This is a genomic window from Streptomyces sp. NPDC001832, assembly GCF_040297265.1.
Classification (GTDB): Bacteria; Actinomycetota; Actinomycetes; order Streptomycetales; family Streptomycetaceae; genus Streptomyces.
The window spans coordinates 1-15,459 of the sequence record NZ_JBEOYU010000063.1 but is presented as its reverse complement, the minus strand read 5'-3'; the positions used below and the strand labels follow the sequence as shown (position 1 = coordinate 15,459).

General features: G+C 69.1%; 14 protein-coding genes and 1 pseudogene. 7 read left to right on the top strand and 8 right to left on the bottom strand.

Annotation, left to right across the window (positions count from 1 at the left end):
* Window positions 1-129 precede the first annotated feature (129 nt).
* The 3 genes from ABT115_RS29245 (at window position 130) to ABT115_RS29235 (ending at window position 3,389) form a co-directional block, all read left to right on the top strand.
* Window positions 130-1,743 carry an ABC transporter permease gene (locus tag ABT115_RS29245; protein WP_351796027.1) on the top strand — a complete coding sequence of 538 codons (1,614 nt, stop codon included), beginning with the start codon at window positions 130-132 and terminating at the stop codon, window positions 1,741-1,743.
* Window positions 1,744-1,745: 2 nt separating this feature from the next.
* A complete protein-coding gene (locus ABT115_RS29240; RefSeq protein WP_351795998.1) occupies window positions 1,746-2,771 on the top strand; it encodes an ABC transporter ATP-binding protein in 1,026 nt (341 codons plus the stop codon).
* A gap of 165 nt (window positions 2,772-2,936) precedes the next feature.
* Complete coding sequence (locus ABT115_RS29235; RefSeq protein ID WP_351795995.1) at window positions 2,937-3,389, top strand: SRPBCC family protein; 453 nt, start codon at window positions 2,937-2,939, stop codon at window positions 3,387-3,389.
* A gap of 53 nt (window positions 3,390-3,442) precedes the next feature.
* On the opposite strand, the gene ABT115_RS29230 is transcribed toward ABT115_RS29235, so the two are convergent.
* The 4 genes from ABT115_RS29230 to ABT115_RS29215 all read right to left on the bottom strand — a co-directional run bounded on the left by ABT115_RS29230 (window position 3,443) and on the right by ABT115_RS29215 (window position 7,541).
* On the bottom strand, window positions 3,443-4,630 hold the full coding sequence (locus ABT115_RS29230; RefSeq protein WP_351795992.1) for a hypothetical protein: 1,188 nt from the start codon (window positions 4,628-4,630) through the stop codon (window positions 3,443-3,445).
* Window positions 4,612-5,349, bottom strand: a complete 738-nt coding sequence (locus tag ABT115_RS29225) for an ABC transporter ATP-binding protein (RefSeq protein ID WP_351795988.1) — start codon at window positions 5,347-5,349, stop codon at window positions 4,612-4,614. Before ABT115_RS29225 ends, ABT115_RS29230 begins: the two co-directional genes overlap by 19 nt.
* A gap of 321 nt (window positions 5,350-5,670) precedes the next feature.
* Window positions 5,671-7,050, bottom strand: coding sequence for an aspartate aminotransferase family protein (locus ABT115_RS29220; RefSeq protein WP_351795986.1), 1,380 nt, complete (start codon window positions 7,048-7,050; stop codon window positions 5,671-5,673).
* Complete coding sequence (locus ABT115_RS29215) at window positions 7,035-7,541, bottom strand: Lrp/AsnC family transcriptional regulator (RefSeq protein ID WP_351795983.1); 507 nt, start codon at window positions 7,539-7,541, stop codon at window positions 7,035-7,037. Before ABT115_RS29215 ends, ABT115_RS29220 begins: the two co-directional genes overlap by 16 nt.
* 163 nt (window positions 7,542-7,704) lie before the next feature.
* Here ABT115_RS29215 and ABT115_RS29210 point away from each other — a divergent pair, with 163 nt between their 5' ends.
* The 3 genes from ABT115_RS29210 (at window position 7,705) to ABT115_RS29200 (ending at window position 11,097) form a co-directional block, all read left to right on the top strand.
* Window positions 7,705-9,144, top strand: a complete 1,440-nt coding sequence (locus ABT115_RS29210; RefSeq protein WP_351795981.1) for a gamma-aminobutyraldehyde dehydrogenase — start codon at window positions 7,705-7,707, stop codon at window positions 9,142-9,144.
* Window positions 9,145-9,336: 192 nt separating this feature from the next.
* Window positions 9,337-10,500: an ABC transporter substrate-binding protein gene (locus ABT115_RS29205; protein WP_351796025.1), complete on the top strand. Its 1,164-nt coding sequence runs from the start codon at window positions 9,337-9,339 to the stop codon at window positions 10,498-10,500.
* A gap of 54 nt (window positions 10,501-10,554) precedes the next feature.
* Window positions 10,555-11,097 (top strand): hypothetical protein, encoded by a 543-nt coding sequence (locus ABT115_RS29200; protein ID WP_351795978.1) that lies wholly within the window; start codon window positions 10,555-10,557, stop codon window positions 11,095-11,097.
* Window positions 11,098-11,131: 34 nt separating this feature from the next.
* Here the strand turns inward: ABT115_RS29200 and ABT115_RS29195 are convergent, their stop codons facing one another.
* Window positions 11,132-11,932, bottom strand: a complete 801-nt coding sequence (locus ABT115_RS29195; protein WP_351795976.1) for an SAM-dependent methyltransferase — start codon at window positions 11,930-11,932, stop codon at window positions 11,132-11,134.
* Between the two features lie 244 nt (window positions 11,933-12,176).
* Between ABT115_RS29195 and ABT115_RS29190 the strand changes: the two genes are divergently transcribed.
* Window positions 12,177-12,956 carry an SDR family NAD(P)-dependent oxidoreductase gene (locus ABT115_RS29190; protein ID WP_351795973.1) on the top strand — a complete coding sequence of 260 codons (780 nt, stop codon included), beginning with the start codon at window positions 12,177-12,179 and terminating at the stop codon, window positions 12,954-12,956.
* A gap of 30 nt (window positions 12,957-12,986) precedes the next feature.
* Here ABT115_RS29190 and ABT115_RS29185 read toward each other — a convergent pair whose 3' ends face one another.
* The 3 genes and pseudogenes from ABT115_RS29185 to tnpA all read right to left on the bottom strand — a co-directional run bounded on the left by ABT115_RS29185 (window position 12,987) and on the right by tnpA (window position 15,391).
* Window positions 12,987-13,865, bottom strand: coding sequence for a methyltransferase domain-containing protein (locus ABT115_RS29185; protein ID WP_351795971.1), 879 nt, complete (start codon window positions 13,863-13,865; stop codon window positions 12,987-12,989).
* Window positions 13,866-14,189: 324 nt separating this feature from the next.
* Window positions 14,190-14,886 (bottom strand): annotated as a pseudogene (locus ABT115_RS29180) (glycerophosphodiester phosphodiesterase).
* An 88-nt stretch (window positions 14,887-14,974) separates the two neighbouring features.
* Window positions 14,975-15,391 carry an IS200/IS605 family transposase gene (gene tnpA / locus ABT115_RS29175; RefSeq protein WP_351795968.1) on the bottom strand — a complete coding sequence of 139 codons (417 nt, stop codon included), beginning with the start codon at window positions 15,389-15,391 and terminating at the stop codon, window positions 14,975-14,977.
* Between the last annotated feature and the right edge of the window lie 68 nt (window positions 15,392-15,459).

Below are 15,459 nucleotides of genomic sequence, written 5' to 3'. Positions count from 1 at the left end.
GGAACGGACGCGGGCGGGAAGGGCGAGCGCGGCAAGGGGCCACGTGGAAAGAGGCCGCGCGCTCGTTTTGGGCACGCCGGCTCCGCGCGCGCAGCGGCGTGGCGCGGGAGCGCGGTGCGGCTCGGCCTGATGGCCGTGCCCGTCGCGTTCTTCGCGCTGTTCTTCGCCTACCCCGTCGCCGCGATCGTCGGTCGCGGGCTGAAGGCGGACGGCGTCTGGCAGTTCGGCCGGATCGGCGAGGTGCTGGCTCAGCCGGACATTCGCGACGTCCTCTGGTTCACCATCTGGCAGGCGCTCGCCTCGACCGCGCTGACCCTGCTGATCGCGCTGCCCGGCGCCTATGTCTTCGCCCGCTTCGACTTCCCCGGCAAACAACTGCTGCGGGCGGTCGTCACCGTGCCGTTCGTTCTGCCGACCGTCGTCGTCGGGACGGCTTTCCTGGCGCTGCTGGGACGCGGCGGTCTGCTCGACGAACTCTGGGGCGTACGGCTCGACACCACGGTCTGGGCAATTCTGCTCGCCCATGTCTTCTTCAACTACGCGGTGGTCGTACGGACCGTGGGCGGGCTGTGGTCACAGCTCGACCCACGGCAGGAGGAGGCGGCCCGGGTACTGGGCGCCGGACGGTTCGCCGCCTGGCGGCGGGTCACTCTGCCGGCCCTCGCGCCCGCCGTGGCCGCCGCCGCGCTGATGGTCTTCCTTTTCACCTTCACCTCCTTCGGGGTCGTACAGATCCTCGGCGGCCCGGGGTACTCCACCCTGGAGGTGGAGATCTACCGGCAGACCGCCCAGCTGCTCGACCTGCCGACAGCCGCCGTGCTGACGCTGGTGCAGTTCGCCGCGGTCGGCGCGATCCTCGCCGTGCACGCGTGGACCGTACGGCGCAGGGAGACCGCGCTGAGGCTGGTCGACCCGGCACAGACCGCCCGCAGGCCGCGCGGCGCCGGGCAGTGGGCGCTGCTCTGCTGGGTGCTGCTGACCGTGCTCGTGCTGATAGTGCTGCCGCTCGGGGTGCTGGTCGAGCGCTCGCTGGCCACTCCTGGCGGCCATGGCTTCGACTTCTACCGATCCCTGCGGTCCGCCGACGCCGGCGGGGGCACGTTCCTGGTCGCACCGATCGAAGCGATCTGGAACTCACTGCAGTACGCACTGGTCGCGACCGTCATCGCGCTGGTCATCGGCGGGCTCGCCGCTGCGGCGCTGACCCGGCGTGCGGGGCGGCTCGTCCGCGGCTTCGACGCCTTGCTGATGCTGCCGCTCGGGGTGTCCGCGGTCACCGTCGGCTTCGGCTTTCTGATCACCCTGGACAAGCCGCCGCTGGATCTGCGGACTTCATGGATTCTGGTGCCGCTCGCCCAGGCGCTGGTCGGTGTCCCCTTCGTCGTACGGACCATGCTGCCGGTCCTGCGGGCGGTGGACGGCCGGTTGAGGGAGGCGGCCGCGGTGCTCGGGGCGTCACCCCTGCGGGCCTGGCGGGAGGTCGATCTGCCGCTGGTGCGGCGGGCGTTGCTGGTCGCGGCGGGCTTCGCGTTTGCCGTGTCGCTCGGTGAGTTCGGTGCGACGGTGTTCATCGCACGGCCCGACCACCCGACGCTGCCGGTGGCCGTGGCCCGGCTGCTGGGGCGGGCCGGGGAACTCAACTACGGCCAGGCGATGGCCCTCAGCACCATTCTGATGGTGGTCTGCGCCCTCTCGCTGCTGCTGCTCGAACGTATCCGCACGGACCGATCCGGGGAGTTCTAGAGATGCTGACACTGGAATCGGCCACGGTTCGCTTCGGTGAGCGGGCGGCGCTCGACAGAGTGGATCTGGAGGTCGCCGAGCACGAGATCGTGTGCGTGCTGGGGCCGAGCGGCAGCGGCAAGTCGACCCTGCTGCGGGTGGTCGCCGGACTGCACCCGCCGGACGGCGGCCGGGTGCTGCTGGACGGCGCGGACCAGGCCGGGGTGCCGGTGCACCGGCGCGGACTCGGCCTGATGTTCCAGGACCACCAGCTGTTCCCGCACCGGGATGTCGGCGGCAATGTCGCCTTCGGTCTGCGGATGCACGGGGTGTCGCGGCGCGATCAGGAGCGCAGGGTCGGTGAACTCCTCGACCTGGTGGGCCTGCCAGGAGCAGAACGGCGGGCTGTCGCCGCGCTGTCCGGCGGCGAGCAGCAGCGTGTCGCCCTCGCGCGGGCGCTCGCCCCGAGCCCGAAGCTGCTGATGCTGGACGAGCCGCTCGGCCAGCTCGACCGCGGCCTGCGTGAACGGCTCGTCGTCGAACTGCGCACGCTTTTCGGGCGGTTGGGTACGACGGTGCTCGCCGTCACCCACGACCAGGGTGAGGCGTTCGCCCTCGCCGACCGGGTGGTGGTGATGCGCGACGGGCGGATCGCCCAGGTGGGCACCCCACTGGAGGTCTGGCAGCAACCCGCCTCCGCCTTCGTCGCCCGGTTCCTCGGCTTCGACAACGTGGTGGAGGCGACGGTGACCGGCGCGGTGGCCGACACGGTGTGGGGCAAGGTGCCGGTGCCCGAGGGCTCGCCGCAGGGGGCCTGCGATCTGCTGGTGCGCCCGGCCGGGGTCCGGGTCGGCTCCCCGGACTGGGGGCTGCGCTGCACGGTCGGGACGCGTACGTTCCGGGGCAATCATGTCGCGCTACAGCTGACACCGGTGGGCGGTCCGGTCCTGGAGGCGGAGTGCGCGTTGCGGGACGCCCCACCGGAGGGTACGACGGTCGGTGTCGGCTTCGACGCGGCGGAGACCGCCGTCCTGCCCGCCGTCTTCTGACCGGCCCTAGCGGAGGGCGCGGCCACGTTCACTTGACCGGCCCAGCCGTATCCGACTGGAGCAGCGCGGGCCGATCACACGCGGCGGGTCTGCGCAGTGGTGTCCGTGCAAAGCTGGAGGAGGACTTGCGGCAGATCCGGAACGACTCCGAGAAGGACAGGAAAAATGACTGAGTCAGCACGTGAGGGCATCGACATCACCCGTATCCTCGACGCCCCGCGGGAACTGGTCTTCGAGGCCTGGACGACGCCCGAGCACTTCGCCACCTGGTACGGCGGGGACGCCGAGGTGCCGCTCGACCGGGTGTCGATGGATGTCAGGCCGGGCGGCACCTGGAGCCTGGTCATCGTGGTGCCGGGCACCGAGATGCCCTTCCACGGGGTCTACCGCGAGGTCGTCGCCCCCGAGCGGCTGGTGTTCACCCTGAAGGACGCCACCGCACCCGCCGACATCGAGGGCGAGATCGTCACCGTCACCTTCACCGACCGCGGCGACAAGAGCACCGAAATGCTCTTCGAGCAGCGCGGCGGCAATCTCACGGCTGAGCAGTACGCGGCGGCCGAGGACGGGTGGGAGGCCTTCTTCGACGCGCTCGTGGCCCACCTCGCGTCCCTCTGACGAACACCGGGTGTGCGGCCCGGTTACACGGGCGTGGCTGGGACCCGGCGTCCTCAGGCCGTCAGCGGCAGCGCCGCCAACTCGGCGACCAGCCAGGTCAGCGGGGCGAAGACGACCAGCAGTGCGGCGCCACGCAGGGCCGTCGCGGCCCACAGAGCCGAGGCCGGCGCACCAAGCCGCAGCAGTGCCTGCGCCGTTTGGGTGCGGTCCTGCTTGGCCTCGAGCGCCGAGGTCAGCACCGTCGCCGAAGTGCAGCCGAGTACGAGCACCGCGCCCAGTGCTGTGAGCGGGCCGAGGGGGCGCGGCCCTGTCCCGTCGTACAGCGCGGAGGCGGCGATCGCCGCGGAGAGCACCGCACAGACCACACCGAGCGGCCTGCCGATCCTGCGCGCCTCGTCCATCAGAACCCGGCCGGCCAGCAGCCGTACGGCGCCGGGGCGCACCGCCTGCAGCAGTCGCCCGCAGAGATACGCCAGGCCGGGTCCGGCCACGGCCAGGCCGATCGCCGTCAGCGTCCACCCCGCCACCACTGCGGCCGGGGCGGCGTTGAGTCTGCCGGGGAGCGGGAGCAGGCTGCGCCCGTCGCCGCGGCTCAGGTACGCCTCGACGGCGAGGCCGACCGCGGTCAGCGCCACCCCCCACGGCAGCCCGGTCGGAGGCACCGCCGGAGCGGGTGGCCAGTCCTCCGGCGCGTCGTCCGAGGAGACGTCGTCCCGGATCGTTGTCGAGACCGGCCGGGTGCGCAGCGCCAGCCCGGTGGCCGTCGCCGCGGCCACCGGGACCAGGGCCAGTAGCACGAGCACAGCCGCCAGCGGCAGCGGGGCGCCCGCGTCGAGCAGCCCGGCCGCCGCACCGTCGAACGGCAGTCCGGACCGATCGCCGCGCAGATGCAGGAAGAACAGCAGCGCCACCATCGACCCGAGGGTGCAGGAGACGGCTGTGGAGGCCGCGGCCAGCACGGTGAGCCTGACCGGTCCGAGGCCCATGGCGGACAGCCCGGAGCGCGGCCGGGTGCTCGGGTCCGTACGGGCCACCGCGACCGCGAACTGCACGGCGGCGGTGAGCGGTACGAAGCACCACAGCAGCCGCAGCACTGCCGCGGTGGAGTTAGCCGGGTGCCCCGATGCGTAGCCCAGTGCGCACAGCAGCAGAAAGCCGACCCCGGCGGAGGCGGCCGCGACCAGCAGCCGCCGCATCAGGACCAGCGGATGGGAACCCCGGGCTAGACGGAGAGCGAGCACGCCGCCCTGCCCTCTGCGTCGGATACGTCGGGAAGGGCGACGGTGGCGACGGGGCGGCCGTCCAGCAGCGCGACCGTACGGTCGGCGAGGGCGGCGACCTCCGGGTCGTGGGTGGCGAGTACGACCGTGATGCCGTGCGAGCGTGCCGCGCTCGTGAGGGTGCGCAGCACATGCGACCGGTCGGTGAGGTGCAGGGTCGCGGTCGGCTCGTCGGCGAAGATCACCGAGGGTGAGGCGGCCAGCGCACGGGCCACGGAGATCCGCTGGCGCTGCCCCTGGAGCAGAGCGTGCGGTCGCTTCTTGGCGCACACGCCGATGTCCAGCCGCTCCAGCCACTCCAGGGCGGCCTTCTTCGCCTCCTGGTGCGAGGCGTCGCGCAGCAGCAGCGGAAGAGCCACGTTCTCCCAGGTGTTCAGCTCCGGTACGAGCTGGGGCTGGGGGGCGATCCAGCCGAACTTGTCGAGGCGCAGCTGTTCGCGCAGCCGGGGGCCCATGGTGTGGACGGGAACGCTGTTGAACCACACCTCGCCCTGCTGGGGCACCAGTTGACCGGACAGGCAGTGCAGTAGTGTCGTCTTGCCGCTGCCCCTGGGGCCGGTCACGGCGAGGATCTCGCCGTGACGGACACCCATGGAGACTCCGCCGAGCGCGGGTGAGCCGTTGTGGGAGTGGTGCAGAGAACGCGCCGAGATCACGTCGTTGTCCGGCGGGGCCACCATGGTGTACACCTCGGTTCAGATCGTATGTCCCGTCCCCCTTACGGGGGAACGAAGAGGGGCCGATCGGTCACTCGGCACCGTAAGGATTCGAACCGCGGTGTGGGCACAGCACACGGCCCGGGTGCGCTCCATCCCACTCGAACGGGCGCATCCGGGCCGTGTGGACCGTATGAAATGACCGCTGGAAGCCGGTCAAGGGGTGGTCAGGTCGCAGGGCCGTCCGGCGGATCACGCCGAACAGATCCTGGCCCGCCGGGAGGACTGGCGGACAGGGGCGACCGGCTGACCGATCAGTGGTCGGTCAACCGGTCGGACCGACAGTCAGAGCTTGGTCCATGCCTCCGTGAGGACGGTCCGCAGAATGCCCTCGATCTCGTCGAACGTCGACTGGTCGGAGACCAGCGGCGGCGCGAGCTGGACGACCGGGTCGCCGCGGTCGTCGGCCCGGCAGTACAGGCCGTTGTCGTACAGCGCCTTGGAGAGGAAGCCGTACAGTACGCGCTCGGTCTCCTCGTCGGTGAAGGTCTCCTTGGTCGCCTTGTCCTTCACCAGCTCGATGCCGTAGAAGAAGCCGTTGCCGCGGACGTCGCCGACGATCGGCAGGTCGAGCAGCTTCTGCAGCGTCGTGTAGAACGCGTTCTCGTTGTCCAGGACGTGCTGGTTGAGGCCCTCGCGCTCGAAGATGTCGAAGTTGGCGAGGCCGACTGCTGCGGAGACCGGGTGGCCACCGAAGGTGTAGCCGTGCAGGAAGGTGTTGTCACCCTCGTAGAACGGCGCGGCGATGCGGTCCGAGACGATGCAGGCACCGATCGGGGAGTAGCCCGAGGTCATGCCCTTGGCGCAGGTGATCATGTCCGGCACGTAGCCGAACTTGTCGCAGGCGAACATCGTGCCGAGACGGCCGAAGGCGCAGATGACCTCGTCGGAGACGAGCAGCACGTCGTACTTGTCGCAGATCTCGCGCACGCGCTGGAAGTATCCGGGCGGCGGCGGGAAGCAGCCACCGGCGTTCTGCACCGGCTCCAGGAAGACCGCGGCGACGGTGTCCGGGCCCTCGAAGAGGATCTGCTGCTCGATCTGGTCGGCGGCCCAGCGGCCGAAGGCCTCCGGGTCGTCGCCGTGGATCGGGGCGCGGTAGATGTTGGTGTTCGGCACCTTGTGCGCGCCGGGGACCAGCGGCTCGAAGGGGGCCTTCAGGGCCGGCAGGCCGGTGATCGACAGGGCGCCCTGCGGGGTGCCGTGGTAGGCGACCGCACGCGAGATGACCTTGTACTTGGTCGGCTTGCCCTGGAGCTTGAAGTACTGCTTCGCCAGCTTCCAGGCGGTCTCGACGGCCTCGCCGCCACCGGTGGTGAAGAAGACCTTGTTGAGGTCGCCCGGCGCGTAGTCGGCGAGGCGCTCGGCCAGTTCGACGGCCTTCGGGTGGGCGTAGGACCAGACCGGGAAGAAGCCCAGCTCCTGGCCCTGCTTGTACGCCGCCTCGGCGAGCTCGTGGCGGCCGTGACCGGCGTTGACCACGAACAGGCCGGACAGCCCGTCGAGGTAGCGCTTGCCCTGGTCGTCGTAGATGTAAGTGCCCTCGCCACGCACGATGGTGGGAACGGGCGCGTTCTCGTAGTCCGACATGCGGGTGAAATGCATCCACAGGTGGTCGTACGCGGTTCGGCTGAGGTCCTTGCTCACGGCTATCGGGTTCCCCACATGTATGTCTGCTTCTTGAGCTTCAGGTACACGAAGCTCTCGGTGGAGCGCACACCGGGGATGGCCCGGATGCGTTTGTTGATTGTTTCCAGCAGGTGGTCGTCGTCCTCGCAGACGATCTCCACCATCAGGTCGAAGGAGCCCGCGGTCATCACCACGTACTCGCACTCGGCCATGGCCGACAGAGTCTCGGCGACGGGATCGAGGTCGCCCTCGACATTGATGCCGACCATCGCCTGCCGCCGGAATCCCACGGTGAGCGGGTCCGTGACGGCGACGATCTGCATCACACCCTGATCGAGCAGCTTCTGGACGCGCTGTCGCACGGCCGCCTCGGAAAGGCCGACGGCCTTGCCGATCGCGGCGTACGGACGACGGCCGTCCTCCTGGAGCTGCTCGATGATTGCGAGGGACACGGCATCGACCGCTGGGGACGATCCGCTCCCTGTCCTGGAGTCTGCGTTGCGACTGGCCACGCATCCACTGTGCACCGGGACTCGTCGGTCTGGCAACCCCAGATCGATGAAATTCGTTGTCTGAGGGTCTTTATCTCACTGAATCCGAAGTTCCCGGCGGTTGGGCATGTCGAAAGCGATACCTGAGCGACTAGGCTGGACATCTCATCCACTGGACGTGTTGACAGGAGGGGTGGTTGTGACCACCGAGGTGCGCCGTCTGCGCAACTACATCAACGGAGAGTTCCGGGACGCCGCTGACGGGCGGACCATCGATGTGGTCAACCCGGCGACGGAAGAGGTCTACGCGACCTCGCCGCTCTCCGGCCAGGCCGACGTCGATGCCGCGATGGACGCCGCCGCGGCCGCCTTCCCCGCCTGGCGTGACGCCACGCCCGCCGAGCGTCAGAAGGCCCTGCTGAAGATCGCGGACGCCTTCGAGGAGCGTGCCGAGGACCTCATCGCCGCCGAGTCGGAGAACACGGGCAAGCCGATCGAGCTCACCCGCACCGAAGAGATCCCGCCGATGGTGGACCAGATCCGCTTCTTCGCGGGCGCCGCGCGGATGCTCGAAGGCCGCTCGGCCGGCGAGTACATGGAGGGCCTCACCTCCATCATCCGCCGCGAGCCGGTCGGCGTCTGCGCGCAGGTCGCGCCGTGGAACTACCCGATGATGATGGCCGTCTGGAAGTTCGCCCCGGCGCTTGCCGCGGGCAACACCGTCGTCCTCAAGCCGTCCGACACCACCCCGGCGTCGACCGTGCTGATGGCCGAGATCGTCGGCCAGATCCTCCCCAAGGGCGTCTTCAACGTCATCTGCGGCGACCGCGACACCGGCCGCGCGATGGTCGAGCACCCGACCCCGGCGATGGCCTCCATCACCGGTTCGGTGCGGGCCGGCATGCAGGTCGCCGAGTCCGCCGCCAAGGACGTCAAGCGGGTCCACCTGGAGCTCGGCGGCAAGGCCCCGGTCGTCGTGTTCGAGGACACCGACATCGCCAAGGCCGTCGAGGGCATCTCCGTCGCGGGCTTCTTCAACGCGGGCCAGGACTGCACGGCCGCGACCCGCGTCCTGGTCCACGAGTCCATCCATGACGAGTTCGTCACCGCCCTCGCCAAGGCCGCCGCCGACACCAAGACGGGGCAGCCGGACGACGAGGAGGTGCTGTACGGCCCGCTCAACAACGCCAACCAGCTGAAGCAGGTCAGCGGTTTCATCGAGCGGCTCCCCGCCCACGCCAAGGTCGAGGCGGGCGGCCACCGGGTCGGCGAGAAGGGCTACTTCTACGCCCCGACCGTCGTCTCCGGCCTCCAGCAGGACGACGAGATCGTCCAGAACGAGGTCTTCGGCCCGGTCATCACCGTCCAGAAGTTCACGGACGAGACCCAGGCCGTCGAGTACGCCAACGGCGTCGAGTACGCTCTGGCCTCCTCGGTGTGGACCAAGGACCACTCCCGCGCCATGCGGATGTCCAGGAGCCTCGACTTCGGCTGCGTGTGGATCAACACCCACATCCCGCTCGTCGCCGAGATGCCGCACGGCGGATTCAAGAAGTCCGGCTACGGCAAGGACCTCTCCGCGTACGGCTTCGAGGACTACACCCGCATCAAGCACGTCATGACCTCGCTCGACGACTGAGTCCTCGTCAGTTACGGTGTACGGCCCCGGGCATGAGCCCGGGGCCGTTTCCGTTCCCGGCATCGGCAACAGCGCCGACGATGGCATCGACAGGGTGTGCGGACGGAGCGTGTACCGCTGGACGGTTGGTCCATTGCCGCGACGTCGCCCGACCGGCATCCTGCGCAGGTGCGAGCAATCCCGAAGAACCCCATGTCCCGCCGGTCCCTGCTGCGCGCCTTCGGGGCCACAGCGGCCGGTGCATCGCTGGCCGGCTGCGGAGTGCCCGCCGCCTATGTGGAGCCCGGTGACCGTGCCGGACGCGACACCTCGGCGAGCGACCACTCCCTGCACTTCGCGAACTGGCCCCTCTACATCGACACCGACGACGAGGACACGTCGAAGCGGCCCACCCTCGACGCGTTCAGCAAGCGGACCGGGATCTCCGTCACGTACACCGAGGAGATCAACGACAACGACGAGTTCTTCGGGAAGATCAGCCCGGCGCTGATGAACCATCAGGAGACCGGCCGGGACCTGATCGTCGTCAGCGACTGGATGGCCGCCCGGTTCGTACGGCTCGGCTGGGTGCAGGAGATGGACCGGGCCAAGCAGCCCAACGTGGCCAAGTACCTGGATCCGCAGTTGCGTTCACCCGCCTTCGACAAGGGCCGGACGCACAGCGTCCCCTGGCAGTCCGGGATCACCGGCATCGCATACAACCGCAAGAAGCTCGGCCGCGAGATCAGGAGCCTGAGCGATCTGTGGGCGGACGACCTGCGCGGCAAGGTGACACTGCTGTCCGGGCTCGACGAGTCCTTGGCCCTTCTGATGCTGGGCAACGGCGTCGACGTCACCCGCTGGAAGCGCGACGACTTCTACGAGGTGTGCGACCAGATGGAGAAGCTGGTGAAGAAGAAGCACATCCGCCGCTTCACCGGCAACGACTACATCAAGGACCTGTCGACCGGCGATGTGCTGGCCTGCCAGGCCTACTCCGGCGACGTCATCCAACTCCAGGCCGACAACCCGGAGATCGAGTTCGTGGTGCCCGAGGAGGGTGGCGAACTCTGGGCGGAGTCCCTCCTGATCCCCAACCTCGCCCGCCACAAGCGCAACGCCGAGAAGCTCATCGACTACTACTACGAGCCCGAGGTCGCCGCGGAGTTGGCGACCTGGGTCAACTACGTCTGCCCCGTCCCCGCCGCCCGCGAGGTGCTGGCCTCCTCCAAGAATGAGGAGACCGCCGCGCTCGCCGAGGAACCGCTGATCTTCCCCGACGAGGCGATGCGCGAGCGGCTGGCGATCGCCCGCGACATCACATCCGAGGAGCGCACCGATTTCGCGAAGAAGTGGAACTCCATCGTCGGGTTGTGAAAGCGGCCCAGGGGTGGCGTAAAGGGCGTGTAAACAGGGGCGTACGCTGCGGACATGAGCGAGCGAAGAGCCTTGCTGAGGCGCATACGCGTGTGGTTGGTCGTCTTTATCGTCTGTCTGGTGCTGAGCGGGCTGACCGCCTTTCCGCTCGTCCATGAACTCCACTGGGCCGAGGACCTGTTGAAGTCCTCGGCCTCTCCCGTTCCCGAGCACTTCCCGGCCCTGATGGAGTGGATCACCAGGGTTCGCACCGGTCTCGACGAGGCCGACGCGAAGTACCCCTTCGTGCTGTACGGCACCGACTGGCTGGCCTTCGCGCACCTCGTCATCGCGGTTGCCTTCTACGGCCCCTACCGCGACCCGGTCCGCAACATCTGGGTCATCGAGTTCGGGATGATCGCCTGCGCCGGGATCATCCCGCTCGCCCTGATCTGCGGACCGATCCGCGGCATTCCCTTCTGGTGGTCGGTCATCGACATGTCGTTCGGAGTCTTCGGGGTGATCCCGCTGCTCGTCGTACGCCGCATGATCAAGCGGCTGGAGGCCCTGTCGCAGGAGAAGCCGCCGGCACCGGTGTCCGCTGCGGCGGCCGTCTGAGCCCCGCCCCCCGTAAGCCCATTAAGGCTTCCGCTTAAGGCTTCCGCGCCACCGCGCCGAACTGGGCGACTTCCGCCGCACCGGGCTCGGCGCGCCAGCGGGCACAGGACACGATGCCCGGCTCCACGAGTTCGAGCCCCGTCAGGAACGTGGCGAACTCGGCGCGGCTGCGCGCGGTGATCGGCGGGGTGGCGTTCTCGTTCCAGAACCGCATCGCCGCCTCGTTGCCCTCACCGCCCAGTTCCAGCGTGGGGTGGGTGAGCACCAGATAGCTGCCGGACGGCATCGCGTCCATCAGCGTCCGTACGATCCTGCGTGCCTCGTCCGTGTCGAGGACGAAGTTGAGGATGCCGAGCAGCATGACCGCGACCGGCTTCTTCAGGTCCAGCGTCGGTTCGACGGCCCGCAGGATCTGTTCCGGGTGACGGGCGTCGGCGTCGATGTACTCGGTCGCGCCCTCCGGCGAACTGGTGAGCAGCGCGCGGGCGTGTGCCAGCACGATCGGGTCGTTGTCGACGTACACGATGCGGGAGCCGGGGGCGGTGTACTGGGCGACCTCGTGCGTGTTGTCGGCGGTCGGCAGGCCGGAGCCTATGTCGAGGAACTGGCCGATCCCCGCGTCACCGGCGAGATATTGGACGGCCCGCCATAGGAACGCCCGGTCGGCGCGCGCCACTTCGCGGATGCTCGGATACATGCCGGTGACCTGGTCGCCGACCGCCCGGTCCACGGGGTAGTTGTCCTTGCCGCCGAGCCAGTGGTTCCAGACCCGCGCGTTGTGGGCGATGTCGGAACGGATGCGCTCGTTGAGAGGGGTGCTGCGGGCTTCGGTCACGTCTTTGCTCCTCTGGCTCCGGGGGCTCGCATCACGGCGGATGGACGGCGCGGTCCATGATGCCGGACCGATCAAGAAGGGCTGGTAGCCAAGTCTCGATCCATCGAGCTCGCTGCGTTGCCGGTCGTCGGCGCAGCCCGCTGCGCTTTCCTCCCTCCGCCTTGCGATCGCACGCACCGAACGCCCCCGGCCCCGCCCTGTGGGCGGACGACGCTACTTTCGACACACGCCCTAGAGTGTGGGCATGATCTCGCCTGGCTACCTCTCCGAACTGTTTTCGCTGGACGGCCGGGTCGCCGTGGTGACGGGCGGCAGTTCCGGCATCGGCCGAGCCGTCGCCGGGGCCCTCGCGCGAGCGGGGGCGAGCGTGGTGATCGTGGCGCGTAAGGAGTCGGAACTGGCCGCCACGGTTGACGAGCTGGCGGCGGACGGCTGCCGGGCGGCCTGGGTGAGCGCCGACCTGAGCACCCGCGACGGGGTGCGCGCGGCGGCGGAGCAGGCAGCCGAGGTGTTCGGCGAGCCCGACATTCTCGTCAACAGCGCCGGGATCAACCTGCGGCCGCCGATGGGCGAGCTGGGCGAGGACGTGTGGGACGCCACGATGGCGGTGAACCTGGAGGCACCCTACTTGTTGGGCCAGCGGTTCGGGCCCGGCATGGCCGAGCGGGGCTTCGGGCGGATCATCCACATCACTTCCCAGCAGGCGCACAGGGCGTTCGTCCAGAGCGGTGCCTACGGTGTCTCCAAGGGGGCGCTGGAGGCACTGGCCCGCTCACAAGCTGAGGCGTGGTCGCCACACGGCGTCACCTGCAACACGCTGGTGCCCGGCTTTGTCATGACCCCGCTCAATGCGCGGCTGTCGTCCGACCCGGAGAAGGTGGCGGCGCTGGCCACGCGCACGATGGTCGGGCGCAACGGCCTGGCCGAGGACTTCGCCGGAGTGGCGGTGTTCCTGGCCAGCCACGCCTCCGGCTACGTCACCGGGCAGGCGATCTTCGTCGACGGCGGGTTCTCCGTTCACTGAGTCCAGCTCGGAGATCGGCGAGCGTGGCGGTCACGGGGCAGGTTTGCCGGCACGGACCATGACGTAGCCCATTTTGTCCCGGCACAGGCCGAGGATCAGCGGATAGGCCGAGTCCAGTTGCGTGGCGACGTCGGTGCCCAGGAGTTCCTCGATCTGCCGGCGACGTGCCGCGAAGATCTGGGCGATCAGGTGGTAGGTAGGTGTGAAGTCACCGGTCCTGTCACGTACGCGGTCGATGGTGAAGCCGACCTGCCGGGCGAGGGCTGGGTAGTGGTCGAGGGAGCCAGGTAGGCGAGCGAGCGCGAAGCCTGCGCGGAACAGCGTCACATCCTGGTCGGTGAACGGGACGTGTTCGAAGCAGTCCGCCAGGACGAGCCGGCCACCGGGGCGCAGAACGCGCCTGACCTCGTGCAGAGCACGGGGGCGGTTGGCGAAGTGCGCGAACGACTCGATAGCCCACACGGCATCGAACGACGCGTCCTCGAATGGCAGGTTCATCGCGTCGGCCTGCAGGAACCCGGTGCGGTCGGCGACTTGGGCGCGGGCGGCGCGGTCGCGGGCCTGCTCGACCTGGGCGCTGCTGGCGGTGATACCGAGGACATGCCCGCCGGAGACCTGAGCCAGACGGACCGTGGGCCGCCCGGTGCCGCAGCCCACGTCCAGCGCCCGTTGACCGGGCCCGAGGGCGAGCTCGTCGATCAGTTCATCGGTCCACCGGTCCTGCGCAGCTGTCAGCTCCTGCCACGCCTCGTCCGCCGACAGCGTCCGCCCGGGCTTCGGGCGCAACCCGTCGTCCCACATGCCCAGGTGCATGCTGTCGCCCATCGTCAGGCTGTACAGACCCCCCAAGCGGTCGTACCACGCTCCGACCTCCTGCACGGAAGGCCCCTGATCCGCTGCCTGCTCCATCGCGTCCTCCCTGCGCGGACCGGTCCGGGCCGATACGCCGCGCCCGGCTCCCTTCCGCCGTGCGCCCTTCAGCATGCGGGGCCGGTGAACCTGCGGGGAAGGGCGTGGGGGCAGAACTCGGCGCGCCCCCCGCACCACGACGCCACGGCCCCGCCGCACAGGTTAAGACCGACCGGCAAATGGGGGGCGGCGTCGCGGGGCTGGGCACGCACATCTGCCGCGTTGTCGTCAATCACCAACGCGCCGCGTTGGCTCAATCCTCCGCCTTGCAGCTGCACGCACCCAGCCCCGCTCCTTCTCCCACCCCCCCATTTGCCGGTCGGTTTAAAGAGTGCAGGAGTTGGTGAGTACTTTCTGCAGCGTGTCGACCCGGTTGGTGGTGATCGAGTCGACCCCCTGCCGGACGAGGCGGCGCATGGTGCGTCGCGTGTCGGCCGTCCAGGCGGAGACAAGCAGTCCGTCCCGGTGGAGACGGTCCGTCAGCTCCCGATCCACCAGGCCCGAACCGGTAGTTCAGCCACCGCTGCCTCACCGCGTCCAGCAGCGCGGCGCGCGGGGGTGCGAGGGTTGTCCAGGTCAGGGCGATCTCGGCGTTCGGATCGGCGGCCCGTACGCGCAGCATGGCATCCGGGCCCGCGCAGTAGTACGCCCGCTCACCCATCCCGCACTCGCGCACCACACCGACGATCCTGCGTACGGAATCATCGGTGGAGCCGGGCAGATCGACCATGACGCGGTGTGTTCCGGCGGCGAGCAGGGCGTCGCGCAGTGTGGGCACACCACCCGCGGTCAGCTCGGTGAGCTCCTTGTGGGGCAGCCGGTCAAGACGCACGTCATGGCCCCACAGCCGCTCCAGTGTGGAGTCGTGCAGCAGGACCGGTACGCCGTCGCGGGTGACCCGCACATCGATCTCGACCGCGTCCGCCCCCCGTTCGAGGGCGGAGCGGATCGACGGCAGCGTGTTCTCGCGGACACGGTACGGATCGCCGCGATGGGCTACCGGGGCTATTCGCTTCACCACCGGGCTTCGGCCCGGTGGTGAAGCGAATCTTTGGCCTGCTCTGACCTCGGCTGTGTGCACGGATCTGCACTGTTCACGCTGACCAGAGTCAGAGTGGCCGGTTCTGCTGCTCGATGTACTGCTTGACGATGCTGAGCGGTGCGCCGCCGACGGACCCGGCGAAGTACGAGCCGGACCACAGGCGCTGTGCGCGCCAGTAGTGGCGGTGGAGGTCGGGGAACTCCTGGCGGAGTCTGCGCGAGGACACGCCCTTGAGGGAGTTCACCAGTTTCGAGACGGCGGCCTTCGGCGGGTAGTTCACGAGGAGGTGGATGTGGTTGGTCTCGCCGTTGAACTCCACCAGTTCGGCCTCGAAGTCCTCGCACACGCTTCGCGTGATCTCCTCGCACCGTGTCAGGTGCTGGTCGGCGAAGACGGAGTGCCGGTACTTCGTCACGAAAACCAAGTGGACATGCATGCGAAAAACACAGTGACGGCTTGTACGAATGTTCTCATCGATACCCATAAACCAACTGCGTATCATGCTGGGCGTGCAGCTTCGGTACAGCTTCCGCCTGTATCCGAGCGCCGGTC